The sequence below is a fragment of the Pseudomonas sp. LBUM1671 genome (genome assembly GCF_059695685.1).
In genome coordinates this window covers 669,670-694,207 of the sequence record NZ_CP166782.1, presented here as the reverse complement: position 1 = coordinate 694,207, position 24,538 = coordinate 669,670, and the positions used below count along the sequence as shown (strand labels likewise).

Sequence of the window (24,538 nt, the reverse complement as noted above, 5' to 3'; positions counted from 1 at the left end):
TGTTCAATTCAGCCTTTATCCAGTCATCGAGAGCGGGTATCATGCCAACCCTTTTTCGAACTCTCATGATCCGGCCCCACAACAGGGAAGTCCTATGTCGGCGGTACGCATCGGTCCATATACATTGCACAACGGTTTGATTCTCGCCCCCATGGCGGGAGTCACCGACCAGCCCTTTCGTCAGCTGTGCAAGCGACTGGGCGCAGGGCTTGTAGTCTCGGAAATGGTTACCAGCGACATGAGTTTGTGGAACACCCGCAAATCGCGGATGCGCATGATCCACGAAGGTGATCCCGAGCCGCGCTCGGTCCAGATCGCCGGGGGTGATGCACAGATGCTGGCGGATGCGGCCCGGGCCAACGTTGAACTGGGCGCACAGATTATTGACATCAACATGGGCTGTCCGGCGAAGAAGGTCTGCAACAAGGCCGCCGGGTCCGCACTGTTGAAGGATGAAGCATTGGTGACCGAGATCCTGCAGGCCGTAGTGGCCGCAGTCGATGTGCCGGTTACCTTGAAGATCCGTACCGGCTGGGACCGGGACAACAAGAATGGTTTGACGGTGGCGAAGATCGCCGAGCAGGCGGGCATTACGGCGTTGGCGGTCCATGGCCGTACCCGAGCCGACCTGTACACCGGTGAAGCCGAGTACGACACCATCGCTGCGATCAAGCAGGCGGTGTCGATGCCGGTCTTCGCCAACGGCGACATCGATTCCCCTGAGAAGGCCCGGTACGTGCTCGACGCGACCGGTGCCGATGGCCTGCTGGTAGGCCGGGCCGCTCAGGGGCGGCCGTGGATTTTTCGTGAGATCGATCACTTCCTGCGTACCGGCGAAAAACTCCCGGCGCTGGAATTGATCGAGGTGGAACGCATTCTGCTAGAGCATCTGGCTGCGCTGCACGTCTTCTATGGAGACGTCATGGGCGTCCGTATCGCTCGAAAGCATGTGGGCTGGTATCTCGCAACCTTGCCGGGCGCCAGGGAGTTTCGCGCCCACTTCAATCGTTTGGAAGATACGGAAGCACAATGCGCCAACGTTCAGGGCTTCTTCGCCGAACGTTACAAGAGCCTGACAGGGGACGGAGAAGGGGTGGCCGCATGACGATGATGACCGAGACTTTAGTGAGTGGAACAACACCCGTGAGCGACAACGTGAATTTGAAACAGCACCTCAATACGCCGAGCGAAGAAGGTCAGACCCTTCGCGGGAGTGTCGAGAAGGCGCTGCACAATTATTTCGCCCACCTTGAGGGCGCTGCCGTCACGGATGTGTACAACCTGGTGCTCTCCGAAGTCGAGGCGCCCCTGCTCGAGTGCGTGATGAACTACGTCAAGGGCAACCAGACCAAGGCCAGCGAGCTGCTCGGGCTGAACCGAGGCACGCTGCGCAAGAAACTCAAGCAGTACGATTTGCTGTAAGCATTCAATCAAACCAGAAAGGCGCCCGCGTAAAAACGGTCGCCTTTTTTGCTGACTCCTTTGCTTTTGATGGAAATTGAAATGACCGACCAGACTACCCGCCTGCCGATCCGCCGCGCCTTGATCAGCGTTTCCGACAAGACCGGGATCCTCGAATTCGCCAAAGAGCTTGAAGCCCTGGGCGTCGAGATCCTCTCCACCGGCGGAACGTTCAAGCTGCTGCGCGACAACGGTGTTGCCGCAGTGGAAGTCGCGGATTACACCGGTTTCGCAGAAATGATGGACGGTCGGGTGAAAACCCTGCACCCGAAAATCCACGGCGGGATCCTCGGTCGTCGCGGTATCGATGACGCTATCATGAACGAGCACGGCATCAAGCCGATCGATCTGGTTGCGGTCAACCTGTACCCGTTCGAAGCCACCATCAACAAGCCAGGCTGCGACCTGCCGACCGCTATCGAAAACATCGACATCGGCGGCCCGACCATGGTCCGTTCGGCCGCAAAAAACCATAAAGATGTGGCCATCGTGGTCAACGCCAGCGACTACGCCAGCGTGCTGGAAAGCCTGAAGGCCGGCGGCCTGACCTACACTCAGCGTTTCGACCTGATGCTCAAGGCCTTCGAACACACCGCCGCCTACGACGGCATGATCGCCAACTACATGGGCACCGTGAACCAGGCTGCCGAGACCCTCAGCACTGAAGGTCGCAGCGAGTTCCCGCGCACCTTCAACAGCCAGTTCGTCAAGGCCCAGGAAATGCGCTACGGCGAGAACCCGCACCAGAGCGCGGCGTTCTACGTTGAAGCCAAGCCTGCCGAAGTCGGCATCGCCACCGCGACCCAACTGCAAGGCAAAGAACTGTCGTACAACAACGTGGCCGACACCGACGCCGCGCTGGAATGCGTGAAAAGCTTCGTCAAACCGGCTTGCGTGATCGTCAAGCACGCCAACCCGTGCGGCGTTGCGGTCAGCCCGGACGCCGAAGGCGGCATTCGTCAGGCTTACGAACTGGCTTATGCCACCGACACTGAATCGGCATTCGGCGGCATCATCGCGTTCAACCGCGAACTGGATGCTGAAACCGCCAAGGCCATCGTCGAGCGTCAGTTCGTCGAAGTGATCATCGCCCCGTCCGTGAGCGAAGAAGCCCGCGCCATTGTGGCCGCCAAAGCCAACGTGCGCCTGCTGGCCTGCGGCGAATGGTCGGCGGATCGCGCCGCTGCCTGGGACTACAAGCGCGTCAACGGCGGCTTGCTGGTACAGAGCCGCGACATCGGCATGATCGGCAGCGAAGACCTGAAAGTCGTGACCAAACGAGCGCCGACCGAACAGGAAATCAACGACCTGATCTTCGCCTGGAAAGTCGCCAAGTACGTTAAATCCAACGCCATTGTCTACGCCAAGAACCGTCAGACCATCGGCGTCGGCGCTGGCCAGATGAGCCGTGTGAACTCTGCGCGTATCGCCGCGATCAAGGCTGAACACGCCGGTTTGCAGGTGGCAGGCTCGGTGATGGCCTCCGATGCGTTCTTCCCGTTCCGCGACGGCCTGGACAACGCGGCCAAGGTTGGCATTACCGCAGTAATCCAGCCAGGCGGCTCGATGCGTGACGCTGAAGTGATTGCAGCGGCTGATGAAGCCGGCATCGCCATGGTCTTCACCGGCATGCGCCACTTCCGTCACTAAGTACGACGATCAACTGTGGGAGCTGGCCTGCCAGCGATAGCATCCCCTCGGCTTAGCTGATAAACCGAGTTGTTTGCATCGCCGGCAGGCCAGCTCCCACAGAAAAGCGTCCCTGCGGCGCTCAACAGAATTAGCGTCATCCGAGGTTTTTGAAATGAATGTTTTGATCATTGGCAGCGGTGGCCGTGAACACGCACTGGCCTGGAAAGTGGCTCAGGATCCGCGTGTGCAGAAAGTGTTCGTTGCCCCGGGCAACGCCGGCACCGCCATTGAAGCCAAGTGCGAGAACGTCGCTATCGACGTGCTGGCCCTTGAGCAGCTGGCAGATTTTGCCGAGAAGAACGTTTCCCTGACCATCGTCGGTCCGGAAGTGCCGCTGGTCGCAGGCGTCGTCGATCTGTTCCGCTCCCGTGGCCTGGATTGCTTCGGTCCGACGGCCGGCGCTGCCCAGCTGGAAGGTTCGAAAGCCTTCACCAAGGATTTCCTGGCGCGCCACAAGATCCCGACCGCCGACTACCAGAACTTCACCGAGATCGAGCCGGCCCTGGCTTATCTGCGTGAAAAAGGCGCACCGATCGTGATCAAGGCCGACGGCCTGGCCGCCGGTAAAGGCGTGATCGTTGCCATGACCCTGGCCGAAGCCGAAGACGCCGTGCGCGACATGCTCGCGGGCAATGCGTTCGGCGACGCCGGTTCGCGCGTGGTGATTGAAGAGTTCCTCGACGGCGAAGAAGCCAGCTTCATCGTCATGGTCGACGGCAAGAACGTGCTGCCGATGGCCACCAGCCAGGACCACAAACGCGTCGGCGACGGCGACACCGGTCCGAACACCGGCGGCATGGGCGCTTACTCCCCTGCCCCGGTGGTCACCGCTGACGTCCATCAACGGGTCATGGACCTGGTGATCTGGCCGACCGTGCGCGGCATGGCCGATGAAGGCAATGTCTACACCGGTTTCCTGTATGCCGGCCTGATGATCGACAAGGCTGGTAACCCAAAAGTTATCGAGTTCAACTGCCGTTTCGGTGATCCTGAGACCCAGCCGGTGATGCTGCGTTTGCAGTCGAGCCTGGTGTTGCTGGTCGAAGCGGCCCTGGCGCAAGCCCTGGACAAGGTCGAGGCGCAATGGGATCCACGTCCGAGCGTCGGCATTGTGTTGGCTGCGGGCGGTTATCCTGGCGACTACGCTAAAGGCGTTGCCATCAACGGTCTGGATGCAGCCGCGGCACTGGAAGGCAAAGTCTTCCACGCCGGCACGGCGCTCAAGGACGGTAACGTAGTAACGGCCGGTGGACGGGTGCTTTGCGCAACCGCCATGGGTGCCAGCGTTGATGCGGCACAGCAGCAGGCTTACAAACTGGCGGCAAAGATTGATTGGGAAGGCTGTTTCTATCGCAAGGACATTGGCTACCGTGCCATTGCCCGTGAGCGCGGCGAAAATCAGGAATAAGCGATCCGTTCGGCAGGGCTTGGGCTTCAGGCCCTTGCCGGACTGTTCCGGCGCCGCGCATAGTAATAATCTGGCATCAACCTACGAAGGGATTTCGCCGTGCGCTGGCTCAGGATTGCCATAGGTTTCACAGTCACGCTGTTGACCTTGCTCTGCATGCTCCCGGCCCAGGCCGCGCAAGGCAGTGGCTGGGCGGTATTGCTTGACGAACAGGGCGACCTGCAGCTGAGCGACATCCGCTCATCTCGCTATACCAATCAATTCAGCCCCATCGAACTCGACCGCCTCACCGCAGCCGAGCCTGAAGGTGCCTTGTGGCTGCGTTTCAGGTTGGCGCCCGGCAAGCACGAGCAATTGCTGCGAGTGTTCGCCCCCGACCTGTCGCGGCTCAATCTGTATGTGCTCGATGGCGACACGCTGATCGATCAATTGAACACTGGCACCGGGCAGCCCCAAGCTGACCGCCCCCTGCCCAGCAGCGATTTCATGTTGCCGCTGCCGCAAAGCGACAAACCCCTCGACGTCTACCTGCGGCTGGTGTCCGATCACCAGTTGCGGCCGTATATCACCCTGCAATCGGCGATCATGACCGCGGCCAATCAGAACCAGATGCTGATCTACGGCCTGCTGTTCGGTTGTATCGGCATGCTGATCCTGCACAACCTCGTCCGCTATGCCTACACCCGCTCGCGCAGCAGCCTCTGGCTGGCCGGATGCGAAGCCTTGTTGATGCTCAGCCTGTTGCTGTTGCTGAATCTGGCAGGGCCCTGGCTACCCAACTGGCACGCGGTGCAGACGCCCGGCGCGTATCTCGCCTTGCTGATGACGGCGCCGTGCGGCCTGATGTTCGCCTATCGTTTCTTCGCCCCGCTCGGCTCGCACCCGCTGAACAAGCTGTTGCTGGGCGACATTCTGTTCATCGTGGTCTGCGGCTTGCTGCTGTTGTTCGTCAACACGCTGCCGCTGAACATCATTACCTATGCCCTGGTCGCCCTGGCGGGCCTGAGCATGTTGTTCGTCGGCGCCTATCATTGGCAAAAAGGCTATCGCCCGGCGCGCCTGTTCGTGGCGGCGATGGTGGTGTTCAACATCGGCACGCTGATCATCCTGCCGGCGCTGTTGGGGCTGACCCTGGTCGCGCCTCAAGGCTTGATCATGACGCTGCTGGCGTTCATCTGCATCAGTGGCCTGTTGATGAGCATTGCGCTGGGCGAACGTCAACGCAGCATCACCGAAGACCGCTTCAGTGTCAGCCGCGACCTGGCGGCCAGCAATGCCGAGATCAACGCCAAGGCCGAATTCCTGGCGAAAATCAGCCACGAAATCCGCACCCCGATGAACGGCGTGCTGGGCATGACCGAGCTGTTGTTGGGCACGCCACTGTCGGTCAAGCAGCGTGACTACGTGCAGACCATCCACAGCGCCGGCAATGAACTGCTGACCCTGATCAACGAGATTCTCGACATCTCCAAGCTCGAGTCCGGGCAGATCGAACTGGACGATGTGCAGTTCGATCTCAACGCCTTGATCGAAGACTGCCTGAGCATCTTCCGCGCCAAGGCCGAACAGCAGAACGTCGAGCTGATCAGCTTCATCCAGCCGCAAGTGCCGCGTGTCATCAGCGGTGACCCGACGCGCCTGCGCCAGACCTTGCTGAGCCTGCTGGAAAACGCCCTGAAAAAAACCGACGAGGGCGAAATCCTGATCGTCGTCGCCCTCGACGAACGCAGCGCCAAACCGCGCCTGCGCATCGCCGTGCAGGACAGCGGCGTGCCGATGGAGGCCGAAGAACGCGACGCCCTGATGCACGCCGAACTGCACAGCAAACACTTCCTCTCGGCGACCAGCCTGGGCGGCAATCTGGGGCTGGTGATTGCCCGTCAGTTGATCCGCTTGATGCAAGGGGAGTTCGGTATCAAGAGCGGCGCCAACCAGGGCAGCACCTTGTGGCTGACCCTGCCCCTGGACCCTGATCGTCTCGAACACCCGACCTCCGACCTCGATGGGCCGCTGCAAGGTGCGCGGGTGCTGGTGGTGGACGATAACGACACCTGCCGCAAAGTGCTGGTGCAACAGTGCAGCGCCTGGGGCCTGAACGTCAGCGCCGTGCCATCCGGCAAAGAGGCTTTGGCGCTGCTGCGCACCAAGGCTCACCTGCGTGACTATTTCGACGTGGTCCTGCTGGACCAGAACATGCCCGGCATGACCGGCATGCAACTGGCGGCCAAGATCAAGGAAGACCCGAGCCTGAACCACGACATCCTGCTGATCATGCTCACCGGCATCAGCAACGCGCCGAGCAAGATCATCGCGCGCAATTCCGGGATCAAGCGCATCCTCGCCAAACCGGTGGCCGGCTACACCCTCAAGACCACCCTGGCCGACGAGCTGAACCAACGCAACAAGGGCCCGGCCGTCTCGCCGCACCTGCCCACAGGCCCGACACTTCCGGTCAAGGTCCCGAGTGATTTCCGTATCCTGGTCGCCGAGGACAACAACATCTCGACCAAGGTGATTCGCGGCATGCTCGGCAAGCTCAACCTGCAACCCGACACCGCCAGCAATGGTGAAGAAGCCTTGCAAGCGATGAAAGCCCAGCGTTACGACCTGGTCCTGATGGACTGTGAAATGCCGATCCTCGATGGCTTCTCTGCCACCCAGCAGTTACGTGCCTGGGAAGTCGGCAATCAGCGGATTCGCACCCCGGTGGTGGCATTGACCGCACACATCCTTGCCGAGCACAAAGAGCGCGCGCGCCAGGCCGGCATGGACGGGCACATGGCCAAACCGGTCGAGCTTTCGCAGTTGCGTGACCTGATCGAGCATTGGGTTGCACAACGTGACCAGCAGAATCGGGCGACGGCGCCTACCTCTTGAGCCGACAGCCCACGCAACGCCTGATAGACTCCCCCTCGACTTCCCCAGACTGTGAGCCTGCACCATGCTCCATGTGTTGTTCAGCGTTTACCTGAAGATGCTGGTGCTCTATAGCCCGTTCTTCGTGTTGTCCTGCTTCATCAGTCTGACCCGCGGTTATTCACGCAAGGAACAGCGTCGACTCGCCTGGAAAGTGGCCACCGCCACACTGGTGTCCAGCGTCTTGCTATACCTGTTCGGACGGGTGATTTTCAGCGTCTTCGGCATCACCGTGGACGCGTTCCGCATTGGCGCCGGCAGCGTGCTGTTTATCTCGGCGCTGGGTATGGCCCAAGGCAAGTCGGCGGTGCAGACCGACAATGTGCAGCAGGACGTTACCATCGTCCCGCTGACCATCCCCCTGACCGTCGGCCCCGGCACCATCGGTGCCTTGCTGGTGATGGGCGTCAGTCAGCCGCATTGGGACGACAAGCTCACGGCAATTCTCAGTATTGCCCTCGCCAGTTTCACGGTTGGCGTGGTGCTGTATCTGTCGAACCGGATCGAGCGGATTCTCGGTGACCAAGGCTTGCAGATCGTCAGCCGGTTGATGGGTTTGTTTGTCTGCGCACTCGCGGCGCAGATCATCTTTACCGGGGTCAAGGGCTATCTGGTTCCCTGAATGAAGCCAGGCCGAAGGTTAAAAACCCTCGGCCTGGCTTTGCGAATCGATTGTGAGAAATCGATTTCGGTACATTGAACAGGGCGCCGTTCCACTCACCACAGCACCGCTGTCTTCCCTGCACGCTAAAAAGAGGTCAATGGCATTACACCGTTGGCCGAATTTACTTAACTGATTGAATTCTTGCGTCGTTGAAACCTTTTGCTCAGCGCCGCCTTGTAATGCTGCCCGAGGTATTCTTCCAGTTCCTTCTTGATTGCCGAGTAACGAAGTGGATTAAAGGTCATGTAGGAGCTGCCACGGAAAATCTCCACACCTGAAGTTTCCCAGTTAAAAAATACAGGGTCTTTTTTGTCACTTTGATCGACGCAATCAATCGACGTCAACGAAGTAATAATAATACCGCTTTCCAGTTGGTCACAGGGCATTACCGCCAGCCTGACACCTTCCTTTTTAACAACTTCACTGCTAAACAATTTGATTGCTTCAGGCTCTTTTTTCAGCGCATCCAATGCAGTGTCAGCAATTACGCCCAGTGCTGAGACACCAGGAATCGCCGCTTTTGCAGCATCAACACCCGCCCTGACGATATCGGTAACAATGTTATCCATTGTTAATTGAGCGGTACTCTTCTTATAAGAGGTATACCCAGAGTCAGCGACTAAACAACCGGCTTCGTCCATGCACTGCAGGAAAGCCAGATACCAGCCTTTTGGTTCACCAGATGGAACTTCGTAGCTTGCCTCCAGCTTTGCGAACTTGATCAGACTCTCAATAATCGCCATGTTCTCAAGAGAAATATTTGCGCCATAGCCCACGAGTGTTTCAGCCAAAACCACTGCATCAAGCTCTTTGGTTGGACTATCGACAGAGGCACTTACCGCAAGGCGTTTTACGCGGCGGACCGCTGGCTGCACTATCTGGCGCTTACTAATGCGCGCCCTTACTAAAGCAGTACTTTCTTCAATGCTAATAGTACTTTCCATAATATCCATATTCATTATTCCTTTCGTGGTTTATAGAGCCCTCAAGGGCACCGTTAGAATTTAGCGCAGCGCTCCCCCCCTAACAAACCGAATTTGAATTCCACATATGTACAACGACAACCAGCCCACCGAAAAATAAATAAAATCAAATCCGAGAAACATATTCAGCGCACATTCCTGACACTATTTTACCTAGCCCACTGTAATCTGCATAAGCGACACACCACACTCACACATTTTAAACCAACCCCATTTACCAAGAGTGACTTATGCACAATCAAACACCCGCCGGAGTGCTGACACACCACAATCTTATCTCGTGCATCGGCGAACTATCCCTGCAAGACCTTGATGATTTAACAGACTGCACACGGCTTTCAACAAGGTCGGCCGACCTTGCTTACAATCGCTTCGGCAACTCACAAGTCTGGCTGGAAGAATATGTACGCACCTTGATGTTTTTGGGCTGGTCGCTCCACGAAGGCGCCATCACGACACGCACTCGCGCTACTGTTTCCGGGAGCATTGCCGAATTTCTGGTGCAAAGCGCGCGAACCATAAATCCCAGGCAGGGCAATGCCATGATTGACACCCTGGATGCATTGAAGTCGGATAAGCCCGCCGTGCTCTCACTGGATAACGAAAGCCTTAAAGGGCGGCGTTTCCAGGTGGCTCCATCCCGATACGATTCAAGTGGGAATCTTCATTTGGCCATTTTTAATCTTGAGCTGGTTGCCGATGCCGAACGAAACAGTTTTATGTTTTGGCCTTGGGAGAATCAGTCAGCAAAGCTCGTGCAGCAGAGTGCGTTTCTTAAACTGAATAGACATGTACTCGACACGAAAAGGCCACTCATGGCGACTAAACTCCGCGACCAGATCATGAATCGATTTGCTTTGCGCAGGCAGCCATAATCGACCGGAAAACGCTGTTACGCAGCGGAAACAAAAACGCCCCGGAAGGGGCGTTTTTACTCAAGTAATCAGCCAGGGAACGCTAACATCCTAATTAGCCGGTTCCGCGATCACCTCGAGCTGATAATTCGACATCAGCTCCGTTAACGTTGCACTGCCGGCAGCGCCCTTTTGCTTGAGCAACTCAGTCACTATTTGCGAAACCGCACACGATCGATAGCCATTGAGCGTAAGGAACACATCACCACGCAGCCCGACATCCTTTGAGTAAACGCCGCGAAAGATCAGGCTGTGCCCGCTGTCCAGGCCGTTCATCACCAAATGTTCTTCAACCAGGCTGACCCATAGCTGATCCATGACTGAGGCGTCCAGAATCAGTTTCCCCGGAATCAAGGGTGGACGCTCAAGCGGATAACGACAATCGACGATGACCGATTCAAGTTTCATCCAGGCCGCTCGGGTCAACCGGCTGGTCGTTGCCCCTTGCCCCATTTTGAGCACCAGGATGCTGACATCATCGGCAATCAACGGCAGAAGGTCGTTGGCAGTCTTCGGTCCCTCGACCACCAGCACTTCGGCATTTCGCTGGACATAGTCGAGCGGCCCGACCGAGCTATTCTGCGGATAGGTGTGCAAAAGACCATCCTCGCTTTCGTGCAGCATCACACTGGTTTGATTCCGGGTGCCCACCAGCGTGTATTGCGCCGTAATGGCGGCTTTCGGAATCCGGATCAATCGCCCGGTCCGGACCACATACCATTGAAGGCTCTCAGGGTCTTTGACGGACAGGAAATCGGCGCATCGATGTTCGTTCGCCAGCGCCGCCAACGCCCCACTCAATGGGCCTTCCAGTGTCGTGACCCAGCGGCTGTCCACACCCGTCATCTGCACCGGTTGGTTGTGCTGTAAATCCACTTCGATACCATCAAGCGTCGTTGCCCTCAGGCCCGCGCCCTCCGGCTTCACGTCGGAAAAGACCCTGGGCGCCCACTCCTGCACCGGGGCGGGCAATGCCTGCGGTTGCAAAAGCCTGGTGCCCTGGCCGAATGCAGCGTTCAAGTGTTTCGTATCGATAAAGCGCTGGCTGAAAATCTTTCCCGTAGAAAGATCGAACAACCAAGCGGCCTGATTGTCTGGGGCGATACTCAGCAACCGCACTTCTTTGCCATGGCCAAGATCCGCGAGCAACAGCCGATCCTCCAGGTACCAGGCGCACAAACCGGCGTCCCCAGTAAAGTTGGTCAACCCAACGAGGGCGAAACTCGACACCGGGTACTGCGTCGACACCGCTGGCAGGTCGGACCACCACCGGGTTCGATCCTCGAACCAGGTTTCGCTCAGTCCGCCCAGGCGCAGAGACCCGTCCGGCGTCATATTGAAGAACAGGCCGGAATCGGTCAGGGCGAGATGCCCGTGCTCAACGGCGACAACATTTTTCAGTCCCGCGGGTGAAATTTCTCTGGAAGACCATTGCACAAGCCCTTCGACCATCGACCTTTGCTGTCGCACAAGGCTGTTAATGTCCTTGTCATAAGTCACGAACACTTCGCCCTCGGCACCTGAGGGAGCTATCAGCAAAAGAGAGTTCAGGGCCTTGATCGAATCCTTCCATCCCCGCGCATGGTGACGCCGGGCAGCTGCACGGATGATCAACCCGTCAACATCGCGGACCCAGACCAGATCACGCTGTTTGTCTTCCAACTGCCAACAAATCGAAACCAGCGCACCGGGGCGCCAATTCACGGTATCGATGGAATTGGCCGGCAACACATAATTGCCCAGTACCTGCGTCCAGTCCGTCAGCGTGTCGGCCTCCAAAGCAGCCTGCAAAGCAGGATCCTGACCGAGAGTGATCGAGCCGAGTATCACTGCACGCTCATGGATAAGGAAGGTCAGCTCATCGTGCCGGCCGTCGTTTGGAGTGGACTGCTGAACAACCTGAATGCCGCCGCTGGCCACAGCCTCACAGCGGACAATGTTCAAACCCTCTCTGACAAGCAAACGATAGCGTTGAACCAGCGTGCCGGTGATCGCGTCGACCTGCCAGACATCGAAACCGTCGGGGTGATAGAAATAGGCCGAGCCGTTGACCACGGCTCCCAGCACTGCCTCATCGGCCAACAGGACATTCGGGTCACGGATATACAGAAAACGGTCCTGAGCCGAGTCGTAATACGCGGCCACCGTCCTCGGTTCGTCCGGCTTTTCAAATGGCACCACAAAGTTGTGAACGGGGGTATAAGGCATCGCCAGTCGATGTTCACGGGCCAATGACTTGAAGTGATCCAGCAACGCTTGCTCCCCGAGCTGCGGATCGGCCTCTACTTCGACCACCTCCAGTTTCAGCGCAACAAGATCAACGCGCATGATTGTGTTCCCCGCAAGCTTGAGCAACACCTCGTGAACGCCGCTACCGGTGAACTTCACACCCAACGTAGCCGAAACGAGGCTACCCTCAGGGGCTACCAGAATGTCTGACTCCGCCAACCAGGGAGCCTGCAGTACCCAGCGCATGGCTACGTGACCGGGCGCGTTGAGCTCAACGTTCACCCCGGGATTGAGCAGCACGGAACAGTGGGCACCGGCCCCTTCTATCCGGTAGGAAATCAGGCCGTGCCATGACTTCGGCAGAGCCGGCACGACCAGCGAGCGTTTGATGTTGTCGAGACGAACCTTGAACACCGTGGGTTTGTAGACAGGGTTCAGCCGGTTGACCACGTACTCGCCGGGAAACGAGTAGAACGAAAACAGAAACTGCCAGTGTCCCTGATCATTCTTTTTCTCCAGCCGACGTGCCGTATCGAAGCCGCCGGCATGACGGAACGTGACAAACGGCAGCAGCTTGTACTCATAGCCGTACCAGGTTTTTGGAGTGCCGGGCAAAACGATCGGCTGCCCAGGCCGCGGTGAAAAAGACGCCGAGTCGGGTAAGCCAAGGCCGACACGAATATCGATGGCGCGGTTGTAATCCACATCGAAATCCGGAACCCCTAAATGGTCGCGAAGCGGGAACAGTTTCGGGCTGTCAAAACGGACTGTCGATGCGCGCAGATCAAGATCGGCGAAGACCAGCAGGGGATGCGCAATCCAGGCATTCGAGACTGTGTCCAGACGATAACCGCCCTGTAGATAAGCCCTTTCCAGCCCCTCAAAAAACAGGGCAACCTCTTTGGCTTCCCCGGCAATGGTGGCAAACCCTTCGGCCAGCGCAGCGACGCCCACCGCCAACCCACCCAGAATCACCCCGACACCGCCCAACACCGCAGACACAGTACCCGCGCCCGCCAATGCCGCACCCAGCCCGGCGGCACCCAACACGACGCTTGCGGAGTCGAACGCCAGTTGCGTCCCGAACTGCGCCTTTTCAATGTCATTAGTGGCATGGCTCAACTGGTAAATATCAAACCCGACATTCACCATCCCCAACACCGTACCGACGCCTTCATTGGCCACATGACCCAACGCCTTTTGTACCAACGGCGCACTGGTGCGGGCGATCAGCTTTTCATCGTCCAGTGCCTGACGCACCAGTGTCACCACACCAATCACATCCACTACGTTGCCGTGTACCAGCTGGGCGTAGTTGACGTAGGCATGCAAGCGAATGGCAGTGGTCAGGGCCTTGTCACCACCGCTGGCCGCGCCTTCATGATGGCGCAGTGCGTTCATCAAGGCTTGCACGGTGAAACCGGCATTGAGCGTATGGATGCTACCGGCGTCCGTGGGGTCAGGCGAGCCGACCGTCTCATGCGGTTGCGCTGCCAACGCATGGAAGGTGTCCGAGAGGTAGTTCTTGATCCTCAGGAACCGCGGATCCTCGGTGGTGACATGCACAAGGGTCTGCGCTGGATCGGTATCGACCAGACTGATTTTGTACTCGCCTGCCGGAGTGATCTCCAATGTCTCGAACAACGCAACGGCACCCGACGACAGTCCGTGTTGCTCCTGCAACTGGCGTGTTGCCTGCGCGATCTGTCCGCCCCACCAGTGGGCGTCCAGTTCCAGTAACGAACTGCCCAGCACCCCGTTATTGACCAGCGACTGCCCTCGCGCGCTGGCCAGTCGCTGCCTTGTCCGGGGCGCTTGTTCTGGCAGGCTGCCCGAGTCGGAAAGACTCGACACTCGGACACCCGATGACAGTACCTTTGCATTGAGTCGAGCGGCGTCGAGTTCAATCAAATCAAAGGTCGGACGAGCTGGCTCGCCGTAAGCAGCGTAAGGCCCTGCCATTTCTTGATGAACGAAAAAATGGGTCAACGCTGCGCTGAGCGCTTGAGCAGTATCGAACTCGAAAACGCCAAAATTCGGATCATAGAAATGATAGGTACTGCGCTCGCCTACGAAACTTTTAGCCAGCAGCATCGAGTGGTTATCCGAGTTGAGCATCAACGTGCCGCTGCCGGTTTTCCTTTCAAGCGCCGTGATCACCTGTGCCAGATCGGAGCGCACCACCGGCCCGCCGAGCTCATGCACGTCGACATCGCGAAGCTCTTCGAGCGTACTGACGAATGCATTCGAATCGCGGCTCTCGGGTTCAATGACCGCCAGGTAAAACCGCTCACGAAGAATGTTGCCCGCATCGCGCCCCTTGCTGATCGCCGCCGCCATGGCCAATGCCAATGGGTAGCAACGCCCGGCGATCCGGTCACCGGCGCCCATCAGCAACAAGTCCTGTGGCACCAGCTTGAAGCTGCCTTGATCGAAGCTTTCCAACACGTCGGTCATGCGCTCGCTGATGCGGTCGCGGAATTCGAGTTTTGCCACCTGCTGAATCCGGGCGACCTGGCGCCCCCACTGCCGCAAGGTCAGAGATTGCTCCAACGCCTGTTTCTTCAGCTCGATACTGGTCTCGGACAACGCGACAGTGGGAATCGAGGCACTGGCCAGACCGGCAACGAACGTTGGGGGATTTTCTTTGAACAGCTCCCGCTCAATGGCTCCGTAACGGTGTGACACGCCCAGTTCAGACACGTGGTTGGCAAGGTTCTCCAGCCGTGCGCGAACCTGATCAAAGCTGCGTTGATCCATGGCTCGCGCCCCCAGTATCGAGCCGATCAGTAACCGTTGCCGGGGGTCAAGCTGCTTAACCTGCAAAGTCCCTCGGCCAATGCGGTGAAGCAACTCATCCAGAGGCAAATCCCCGGTGGCCGGCTCACCGACCAACGACGGCGGTAGCGCGATCTCCTGCGCAAGGATGGATTGACGCTCGTCAAAACCCAGCGGCAACGGCTTGTCGAACGTCACCTCACCCGTGGTCCGCCGACTCATCGCTTGCCAAAAGGGTTCGCCAAGGTGGTGCGCCAGGGATTGCAGCAACTCGGTCGACAACACATGTCGACCCTCGATGATTGGCCAGCCTTGGTCGAAATGGATCGTCTGACTCTTTAACAACTGATCCACTTTACCTACGTAACGCGCTTTGAATTGTCCGGCCTCCCAACGTTTTTTTTCGTTCTTGAGCCATTCGACGGTGTCACTTTCGTTTTCTTTCCAGGAGTGATCCTGCTCCTCCTCGGTGGCAAGGTTCACCGTGGCGGTGGAGTCAATAGCCACGTCCGCACGCCAGGCAACCGCGGCACGAGGGGTGAAGTGCAGTTTGGCGTAATCCCCGAGCGCATCACGCATCGCGGCGGGCCCGGTCAGATAGATGGTCACTTCGCTTTGGGGGCGAATGCCGTCACTGTAGTAAGTCGCTGCGGCTTGAATCAAAAAAGTGAGGGCGAGTTCTTCTTCCGGCGAAAGAACATCCAGCGGGCCAAATGTTCTCTCAACCACCTCCCGTGCAAAACCACTCATGGTCTCGGCATCGATCAACGCGATCTGGTTCTCGATGGCCAAGCGGGCCGTAGCGTCGACAATCTCATAGTTGAGTTTGTAGCGGTCGATCACGGCACTCAACATTGTCGATCCGGGATGAGCCATGAGAAACGCATTACTCAGGCTGCTCCGCTCGGCAACCGCTCGCAGTCCATCCGGACGAACAAGGCGTTCTGAAGGCGTGCGAAAGACATTATTCAACTGTGGGCGACTTTTAGCGAAACGCTCCAGCGCCGGGCGATGTTCGACAGGAATGCGCCCAAAGTAATCGGTGTACTTGCTTCTTGATGCCTCACGACCCGGCATCCATTGCGGGTTTTTATCCAGCAACAACTGCATTATGCCCAGGCGCGCATCAGTGCCGAATTGACTGATATCCACATCACCCAGCTTCTCAAGAAGCGGTGGCAGGTTATCGACATCCGCATAGCTTCCGCCTTCGGCCATCAAGGCCTCAATGCGCACCACATCGGAGGCCGCGGCAAAGTTGCCTCGCAGACTGATTTCCCGTTGGTAAATGGCCTGCATGTGCAACGGTGTTTCATTGGCTGCAAGATCACGGAGTTCCACGCCGGCCTCGCCCATGGCCGAGAGACTCTGGCGATTCTTTTCCCACAACGCTTTCAAGGTCGTTTCATTCTGGCCATACCCACGGACCAGAAGATCAATTCGCGCCTCATCAGCGCTAACACCGCGCTCTACCGCTTTGTTGATATGGGTGAACATTTGTTGTTTGAGAACAATCGCCCGTTCCTCATACTTATCAACAAGATCAAGATACGATTCGCTGCCATGCCCGCCATTAACCATCGCATCGGCCTTGGCGGCCTCGACAATGATCCGGTTGGTCTCATAGGCCAGTAAGGCGTCGTTGTCGTACCAGAGTTTGACGGTATAGCCCTGCCCGGCCAGCACCTTGTTCCAGACATTGATGTAGTCGCGCTGGATAGCGCCGATGCCACCGCCAAGCCAGACGAAGTGTAGATTTTTCGGCACTTCGATAGCCGCGGCACTCAGCTGTACAACGCTGCTGGACAGGCGTTCCTGAAAGCCTTCGACCCTGTTTCGGATCTCGGCCAGACCCGGAACAACGTCGCCTGGCTGTGCCGTTGGCCGTTCCATTTCCGCGGCGCGTCGACGTCGGCGCCCGGGTTCAACAAAAGATCCGAGGGCTTCGCGCAGCAAACCCAATGGGGTCAGCATCCTCGGAAAATCGAGTACCGCGATACAAGCGAAGTAGTATCGAAATACCGCGTCGTATTCGTCTGTACCTTTATGTTTCTGTAACGCCTGTTCAAGCTCGGACAGTTTAAACAGATCAATAAAATTGACGTAGCCGTGCACGTGACGAGCTGCTTGCTCACCCATAAAGAGACTTCCCTGTAAAAATAAAAAATGACCGGCCGTTATAAAAGCGGCCTCAAGAGGAGGCCGCAAAACACTCACGGAAATGGCGTGTCGCGTATCAACGAGTGTATTGACCCAATGGCCGCACCCGGTTTGTTCAGACCGAGTTCAACTTCTCGACGAGCACCTTGAGTTCAAGGCTGCTTTCGCCCTGATCGAACAGGGTTTGCCACAGCTCATGGACGCCGACCTCAAGCGTACCGCCAAGGACTTGCACACTCAGTTTCAGCGACTGGGTCAATGCCCAATCCTCAGATTGAGCCGAACGGAAAACAAGGCTGCTGCCGTTGTCCGGATCGGTGAACAGCAGGTGCGTGTCCGCCCTGTCGACACGCCAGTCATCCTGCGCCCCGGTTGCCAGAATCAGGCGCGTGGACATTGCGTCAACGCCAGGCCAGTCAGTGCAATCAACCACAATGCAATCGAAGTGCTGCCAGGCAGAGTCCGACACGTGATAAATCGACCCCGTGACCGCGCCTCCCAGAATCACTGTGCTGACACCGTCGGGCACCAGGGCCAGAAGGTCTTTCACCTCTCCCGCCACCTCCAGTGTCATGACATCCCCCTCACGGCTGGCCTTGTTCGCTGCAACCCACAGAACCTCTTTGGTATTGCGGTTGAAGATCAAGCCCTCCACCGGATCAAACAGCAGCGGAACACTCCCTCGCTGGGTTCCGAGGAAGTTCGCCCACTGTCCGTCGGCCCTGCCGGAAACCTCAAATACACGATTGAGTTCAGGCACGTAATAAGCATAACGGCCGGTCGAGTACCCGATCGGCAGGTAAGGTGCATGGGCCTGACCGGACACCAGGTTTTTCAGGCGTTCAGTCAGCGCTTCCGTCGACTCCATGTAACGATAGGACCAGGCGTTCTCGACACTGACAATCCGGGCCGGTTCGCCTTCAATCAGTTCGAGATTGACCCCCTCACGGGTACGGCCACGCAACCCGGTGCCATAGGGCAGCACTTGCGAAAATGTCCATGGCCCCCACACTTTTTCCGGTCTTGGGAGCGCGTCAGCATTGATCAACCGCCTGCCGCTGCCAAACGCGCGGCTCAACTGCTCAGGTTCGATGAACGCCTGACGGTAGAGGTGGCCGGTGCTCAGGCCGAGTAACCAGGCGTGCTTGCCATCACGAGTGACGGACAGCAGACGGCAACCCTTTTCAGCCGCGATATCCGCTATCAACAGCTTGTTGCTCAGATAACGCGCGAAGACAGGCAACTGGCCGGTGATGTCCGACAGTCCGGAGAGCGAAATCAGCGAAACCGCATACTCCTTGCCAAGGGTTTCCAGACCGCTCATCCACATCGGATGAGCATCCAGCCACTCCCCCGTCACGCCGTCCAGGAAAAAGCTCGCGTCCTGGCGAACGTCAAACATCAACCCGGACTCGTTGACGACCAGATACCCGCCGTCGCTGATCCTGAGCATGACGCTGCCGGGTATCGGAACCCGTTGCGCCTCATTGCCGGTAAAGGGCTGATGATAGAGGTGTTGACTGAGCGCATCGTGAAAAAGGAACGCTGTGGCGTCCGGGTCATTGGGTGGTAGCAGGCTCAATTGAGGTTGCGCCGCAGCGGTTTCGCTGACGGGCAGGTGCGGCGTCAACACTTGGTGACTCTGACCGTTGATCCATCTTGGCAGCGACGGCTTGCCGAGGTCGCCTGACGTCACCGTCACAAAGGACGCAGGTTTCCAGGACGCTTGCCCTTCGGTGCCGTCGACATCAGCGGCGACCAGCATATCGAGCTGCTGTAACAGGGCAACGACATCTTTCAACGTATCAAAATAGTCAGGAGGTTCGCTCGACACCGATACCAATGTGATTTCCAGGCCATGAATCAGATAAACCACCAGGTAACGCTGGGTCTTGGTCAGGCGCACCCGTTGGGTCACTTGAACGACGCCGGCCCCCCGATCCAGGCAACCGATGATCTGTGCCTCCTCACTTCCCCGGTTGAAGACGCTGTAGCGCCAGGTGGTCAAACCCGTGATGGCATTGACTCGCCATATCAGGGACTGGTCCGGGTGATAGAAATAAGCGTGATCGTCTTGCACCCCGGCCAGTTGCAGTTTGTCGCTGACGGAGCCCAGGAATTGGCGGCCATAAACGAACCGCTCTTTAGCCACTTCGTACCAACCCACGGTGTATTGCGGTTTTTCCAGATTGCCAAAAGGCAGCAAAAACTTGCCCGCAGGTATCAGAGCATTGGTTATGCGCTGCTGCCGGTGAAGCACTTTCAAACGGTCAAGTTCAGCCTGCGAGTAACGTCCGTCGGCCGCCTGAAGTGATGCCAGATTCAGTTGCCGGTGTTCGCGGTCAACGCGGTAGGTTTCGAGGTTTTTTGTTCGAACATATACTTCGGTGCCGGTATCGATGCTCAGCTCAATACCGTCGATGTTCAATCCCGCGTCGCCGATACTGACTTGTTGTGGTGTGATCCAGTCGGCGATCAACACCCAGCTCACCGCCTCGTCACCCGGGCGCGCACTGAGTTGGACCGCCACGAGCCCTGGCCTGAGTGCGAGTGAGTAAGCCCCCCTCATCGTGTCGATACGGTAAGAAACCTTGCCCCTCATCTCTCGCGGTAATTCAGGAACGTACAGCGCCCGCGTTTCATTTCCTACGCGCACGGTAATGATCGTGGGCTCATAAACAGGATTGAGTTTGTAGAGGATGTGCGGGAAAGGTCTGGCGTGGGTGAAGTAGAAACCTTCTTCCCTGGCCTCAAGATCCCGTAAAACGTCATATTGTGGATACGATTTACGGGGCAGGAGGGATAAGCTGCCGACCACGCTCAAGAGCAGGTCGCTCCACTCAAAGACTTCCGGATCGGAACCCAGCTGATACTCATAACCGTAATAGCACGTGGGTGTACCCGGAAGCAGCAAGGCCGAATCTGCCGTGACAGCGTTGAATCGACCATGAACGCGCGGGCCGGGAATCGCGACCTGTTTTGGCAGCCCCATGCTTTCGCGAACAATAATGGCGTTCTGTTTGTTGCCATCGGGCCGCGGGAGCCCTGAGCCACCCAAAGAGCGAAAGAGCCCCTGACTGCCGAACACCATCACCCCTTCGCGAAGATCAAGCATCTCCACCACCGACTCGGGCGTTATCGATACAACCCCCTCCTTGACCGAAAACGCCTGCGGGCTATACGCCGTTTTGAACCGGGTAAACAGTTCGGCCACTTTCTCGGCCTTGTCCATGATTTGTCCGAGATTGCCGGCAATCGCCGTGACGCCGATGCCGATACCCAGCAGCGGCACCGACAAGAACCCTGCGACTGCACCTGCTGTCCCGCCGACCACCAGCGCGACGCCATCGAGCACAACCGCACTGACATCGAACAACAGCTGAGTGCCGAAACGCGCTTTTTGTTCGTGGTTTTCTGCGTTGTAGAGCTCATAAATATCAAAACCGATATTGACCACGCCCAACACCTGCCCCAACCCCGGGCCGGCGACACGCGTCAGCAGCCGCCCGCCCGCCGAAGCCGTCCTGACGGCGATCGCTCGCTCGGCAGTCACCAGCTGGCGAATCAGGTTCGCCATTTGCAGCGTGTCGAGCGCGATACCGTGGGCTAACTGCGCGTAACCCAGGTAGCCATGAAGACGAACGGCGACGGCCAGGTTCGACTCTGTTCCAGGCGACGCATTGTGGTCGCGATTGCGAAGTTCGGTGATCAACGCCTGGAAACCAAACGCAAAACTCAGCCGGCTACCCTCGGAAACATCCGTCGGATCGACAGGTTTATGTCCATCGCCGGGGCCCGCCAGGTACTCGATACTCTTGTCCAGAAACGATTTGATCTGCTTGAGGAACGGCTCTTTGGTTGTCACCTCGCGGATTCGTTGCGTTTTGACATCCATGAACGACAGTGTGTAGCCGTCATCCGGTTGGGCTTGCAGGGTGGCGAATACGGGAACGTACTCACTCCCCAGCTCATTCGCCGCTCTCACTCGGTTTGTGACCTGATCCATCTTCGTCGCCCAGACGCTGGCATCCCTTTCGGACAGGCCACGTCCCAATCGAGCGTTTTCGGACAGCGCGCGCGTGCGCAATTGGGCGTGATGAGACCACGGCGCGACGCTTTTTCCCGAGCTCAAGGATTCATTGCCCAACAGCGTCGATACTTGCAGTTTCGATGGCAGGTGCTTGCTGGCAAGGCGCTTGCCATCCAGTTCAATCACATTGAAAGGTGAGCGATTCGTTGACTCGATCGCATACTGCCTGGCCAGGTCAGACGTGCTGAACAGTGTCTTCATGCCAAGCTTGAGATGGTCTAACCGATCAAAACCGAAGACACCAAAATTGGGATCGTAGAAAGACCAGCTACTGTGTTCGGCCGTCCCGGTCCTGGCCACCATCATCGAATGGTTTTCGGTATTGAGCATCAACGTGCAAGGTGCGGATTTAGCCGCCAACGTCTCGAAGATTCCGTCGAAACTCAACGCGCCGAGCTTGTCGCCAAAATCGGACTGGGGGATGGCGCGTAAATCGTCGAGCGCCTGAAGAAAGGCATGGGTATCACTTTCACTGGGCGAGAAATGCGCATTGGCCAATCTGCCGCTCAGTGCCTGTACGGCTTCGCGGCCCTGATGAGTCGCCGCCGCCATCAGCAGCGCCAGTGGATAACAACGCCTGCCGGGGTCGCCGTCGCCCCTGACCAGCAAACCCTGCGGCATCAATTTGGCCATTGACGCGCCCGCCTCCAGGAGTGTTGTACGCACCGAGGCACTGCGCTGAAGAATGTAGGTGCGCAGCTCGTACTCAGTCTGGTGTCTGATGCGAGCCACGCGCTCGCCCCATTGCCGAAGCGTCAGCGGTTTCTCGAATGAAAGAACCTTAAGTACCTGAGCGCTTTCCCTGGAGGGCTCAAACGGCGCTTTGACAGCGGCAAACGCCGCTTCGAACGCGGGGCTTTTCAACGTGAGCAACACCTGTTCGATCGCCATGTAACGCTCGGACAGGCCCCGGTCAGACGTATTTTGCGCGAGCGCGACAAGCTGCTGCCAGGCGCTGGCGAAACCGGCATTGTCCAGGGTCGAAGCGCCGAACAGACCGCCGAACACCACCCGATGTACCGGACTCAATTGTTCGAGCGGCAGAGACCCACGGGCAATGCGAACGATCATTTCATTCAGATTGCCAATCGGATCGAAACCAAGGGAAACCGGCAGTTCTGCAAGGGGCTGGTTCAGAATTCGTTGACGTTCATCGAAGTCCAGGGAAAAAGGTTTATCAAAACTCAACTCACCGCTGAGCTTTTCGTTCATCGCACGGATGAAGGGTTCCCCCAGCTCATCCATCAACCGCTGCAGGGTTCCAGTCAGCAAAACCGGTCGTCCCTCGATGAGCGGCCAGCCCTTTTCGAAGCTTAGGGTTTGCCCTCTCAACAGCTCGGAAAAATTCCCCTTGTAGCGTGTTTTCAGTTTCCCTTCGGCCCAGTTTGCTTGCTCCTTTTGCAACCATTCTTGCGGTGTTGCATTGATCGTCCAGCCAGAAACCTTCTCTTCTTCGGTGGCCACGTTGTAGCCATCCGATAATTTCAACCGATCTCGAACTTCGTCTTTCCCCTCAAACAGGAGATGCTTCTCCACGTACTCCTCAAGCCCTTTAATAGCAGCCCCGGGCCCGGTTAAATCAATGGTCCCTCGGGAGTCATAACGAATACCGTCACTGTAGTAAGTACCAATGGCAGCAACCAATTTGCCTAAATACTCTCGGCGCGTTTGTGACAGCGCAGGCACCTCGGCATTTTTTTCATTCACCATCGCCACGAGAATATCTTCTACGGCCGCGTTACTGTTCCAGTCTGCACCCTCCGTGCTCAATCGAGATTCAAACGCTGACAGGAAGTCGTAGTTGAACCTGATAAATTCGATAATTGCCTGGATCGAGCCAGCGCCGGCATGCGCCACGATATGGGAATTCATTTCACCGTTGTTCTGAATCGCCATGCGAATACCGTCCATGGGCGTTTCACTATTTACCGGTACCGAGAATATGTCGTTAACACCCGGACGCTGCAGCGCAAACTCGGTTAATGCTTTCCTGTGTTGTTCAGGAATAATCATCGTGCGGTCAGGGTATCGACCGGGGTCGCGACCGGGCATCAACGATTCATTGTTATTGAGCAGGAGTTGCAATACGCCAATCCGCGCACGTTCGTCGAAGGACGTGATATCGACACCGCCCAGTCGGTTCTTCAATTGCGGCAAGTAGTCCACATCACTGTAGCGGCCGCCCTCCAGCGCTTCGACCTGCAAACGAACCACATCGCTGGCCGCAGCAAAATTCCCTCGCCCTGCCACCTCGCGCTGATAGGCGTCCCATAAAAGATGCTCTTTGAACACCTCACGAACATCACGTAGCCGCAGATGCTCATCCACCATGGCCAAGTGACTGTCCAGGCATTTTTGCCTGAAGGCGATGAGGGTGGCCTCGTCCTTGCCATAGGCACGGACCATCAGATCAATACGCGCCTCATCTGCCTTGCCAGCCCAGCGTTCCTGGCTGAGATGGGCCGCCATCTGCACCTTCAGCACCCGGGCCCGATGCTCGATCATCCGGGCCAGTTCTGCCGGCGTGGCGATTGTCGCTCCCCCCGACTCCATGGCATGCGCCCTGGCACTTTCCAGAATCACTCGATTCATCTCGAACGCCAGCACTGCGTCACTGTCGTACCACAGGTTGAACGTATGGCCTTCCTTGACCATGACCTCTTTCCAGATGTTGATGTAGTCTCGCTGAATAGCGCCTACTGCGCTCCCGCCCACCCAGACGAAGTGCATTATTTTCGGCACTGGCGATGCAACCGGATTCAACATCCGAACAGTCTGGACGAGTCGGTTTGAATAGTTCTCGAGCCGCGCAGAGAGGTCGGCCAACGCTGGCGATATCGGCGCGGTTCGCTGGCCAATCAGAGCGTCCAGCGTGTCTTTGAACAATAACAACGGCGCCATCAGGTCAGTCCATCGCTGATCCTTTACGCACGCTGTGTAATAGCCAACCAACGCGTCATATTCAGGCGCGGCGTGAAACTCTCTCGCGAGTGTTTGAACATCGTCTGACTGGAAATGCTGAAGAAACGACTTACCCGCCAAGGCTGGTACCTGAGATTGATTCATAACATCCATGTCCTTATAAGAATTTTTAAATACGCGCCGCCAGCAGCGTCGCGCACGGTCCATCCGTCGACGTTTGCGACCCTGAACTAACTTTGAAAACCAGCGCTGAAGGCTCTGGCGGTGATGGCACTCCAAACAACCTGCACAGTTGCTCTAACGAGGCCTCTATCGAACACA

10 protein-coding genes are annotated in these 24,538 nt (G+C 57.5%); 7 read left to right on the top strand and 3 right to left on the bottom strand.

Annotation, left to right across the window (positions count from 1 at the left end; genetic code table 11):
* Window positions 1–94 precede the first annotated feature (94 nt).
* The 6 genes from dusB to ACA060_RS03010 all read left to right on the top strand — a co-directional run bounded on the left by dusB (window position 95) and on the right by ACA060_RS03010 (window position 8,099).
* Window positions 95–1,105: a tRNA dihydrouridine synthase DusB gene (dusB, locus tag ACA060_RS03035; RefSeq protein WP_010463890.1), complete on the top strand. Its 1,011-nt coding sequence runs from the start codon at window positions 95–97 to the stop codon at window positions 1,103–1,105.
* Complete coding sequence (gene fis / locus ACA060_RS03030) at window positions 1,102–1,422, top strand: DNA-binding transcriptional regulator Fis (protein ID WP_007907419.1); 321 nt, start codon at window positions 1,102–1,104, stop codon at window positions 1,420–1,422. The genes dusB and fis overlap by 4 nt, the downstream gene beginning before the upstream one ends.
* 81 nt (window positions 1,423–1,503) lie before the next feature.
* Window positions 1,504–3,111: a bifunctional phosphoribosylaminoimidazolecarboxamide formyltransferase/IMP cyclohydrolase gene (purH, locus tag ACA060_RS03025; protein WP_497315344.1), complete on the top strand. Its 1,608-nt coding sequence runs from the start codon at window positions 1,504–1,506 to the stop codon at window positions 3,109–3,111.
* 154 nt (window positions 3,112–3,265) lie between these two features.
* Window positions 3,266–4,561, top strand: coding sequence for a phosphoribosylamine--glycine ligase (gene purD, locus ACA060_RS03020; protein WP_109627779.1), 1,296 nt, complete (start codon window positions 3,266–3,268; stop codon window positions 4,559–4,561).
* Window positions 4,562–4,660: 99 nt separating this feature from the next.
* Entirely contained in the window at window positions 4,661–7,438 is a 2,778-nt protein-coding gene (locus ACA060_RS03015; protein ID WP_497315342.1) for a hybrid sensor histidine kinase/response regulator, read from the top strand.
* Between the two features lie 64 nt (window positions 7,439–7,502).
* Complete coding sequence (locus ACA060_RS03010) at window positions 7,503–8,099, top strand: MarC family protein (protein ID WP_007937197.1); 597 nt, start codon at window positions 7,503–7,505, stop codon at window positions 8,097–8,099.
* A 167-nt stretch (window positions 8,100–8,266) separates the two neighbouring features.
* Here the strand turns inward: ACA060_RS03010 and ACA060_RS03005 are convergent, their stop codons facing one another.
* Window positions 8,267–9,094 carry a hypothetical protein gene (locus ACA060_RS03005; protein ID WP_497315340.1) on the bottom strand — a complete coding sequence of 276 codons (828 nt, stop codon included), beginning with the start codon at window positions 9,092–9,094 and terminating at the stop codon, window positions 8,267–8,269.
* A 260-nt stretch (window positions 9,095–9,354) separates the two neighbouring features.
* Here ACA060_RS03005 and ACA060_RS03000 point away from each other — a divergent pair, with 260 nt between their 5' ends.
* On the top strand, window positions 9,355–9,999 hold the full coding sequence (locus tag ACA060_RS03000) for a hypothetical protein (RefSeq protein ID WP_497315338.1): 645 nt from the start codon (window positions 9,355–9,357) through the stop codon (window positions 9,997–9,999).
* A 90-nt stretch (window positions 10,000–10,089) separates the two neighbouring features.
* Here the strand turns inward: ACA060_RS03000 and ACA060_RS02995 are convergent, their stop codons facing one another.
* Together ACA060_RS02995 and ACA060_RS02990 are read right to left on the bottom strand one after the other, a co-directional pair.
* The gene (locus ACA060_RS02995) at window positions 10,090–17,184 is read right to left on the bottom strand and encodes a TcdA/TcdB pore-forming domain-containing protein (protein ID WP_497315336.1); all 7,095 of its coding nucleotides are present in this window, start codon (window positions 17,182–17,184) and stop codon (window positions 10,090–10,092) included.
* A 136-nt stretch (window positions 17,185–17,320) separates the two neighbouring features.
* Window positions 17,321–24,361, bottom strand: coding sequence for a TcdA/TcdB pore-forming domain-containing protein (locus tag ACA060_RS02990; protein WP_497315334.1), 7,041 nt, complete (start codon window positions 24,359–24,361; stop codon window positions 17,321–17,323).
* Between the last annotated feature and the right edge of the window lie 177 nt (window positions 24,362–24,538).

Excerpts from the sequence above, each read along its gene's own strand:
- dusB (WP_010463890.1), top strand. The coding sequence starts at position 95 with ATGTCGGCGGTACGCATCGGTCCATATACATTGCACAACGGTTTGATT.
- fis (WP_007907419.1), top strand. The coding sequence starts at position 1,102 with ATGACGATGATGACCGAGACTTTAGTGAGTGGAACAACACCCGTGAGC.
- purH (WP_497315344.1), top strand. The coding sequence starts at position 1,504 with ATGACCGACCAGACTACCCGCCTGCCGATCCGCCGCGCCTTGATCAGC.
- purD (WP_109627779.1), top strand. The coding sequence starts at position 3,266 with ATGAATGTTTTGATCATTGGCAGCGGTGGCCGTGAACACGCACTGGCC.
- ACA060_RS03010 (WP_007937197.1), top strand. The coding sequence starts at position 7,503 with ATGCTCCATGTGTTGTTCAGCGTTTACCTGAAGATGCTGGTGCTCTAT.
- ACA060_RS03005 (WP_497315340.1), bottom strand. The coding sequence starts at position 9,094 with ATGGATATTATGGAAAGTACTATTAGCATTGAAGAAAGTACTGCTTTA.
- ACA060_RS03000 (WP_497315338.1), top strand. The coding sequence starts at position 9,355 with ATGCACAATCAAACACCCGCCGGAGTGCTGACACACCACAATCTTATC.
- ACA060_RS02995 (WP_497315336.1), bottom strand. The coding sequence starts at position 17,184 with ATGGGTGAGCAAGCAGCTCGTCACGTGCACGGCTACGTCAATTTTATT.
- ACA060_RS02990 (WP_497315334.1), bottom strand. The coding sequence starts at position 24,361 with ATGAATCAATCTCAGGTACCAGCCTTGGCGGGTAAGTCGTTTCTTCAG.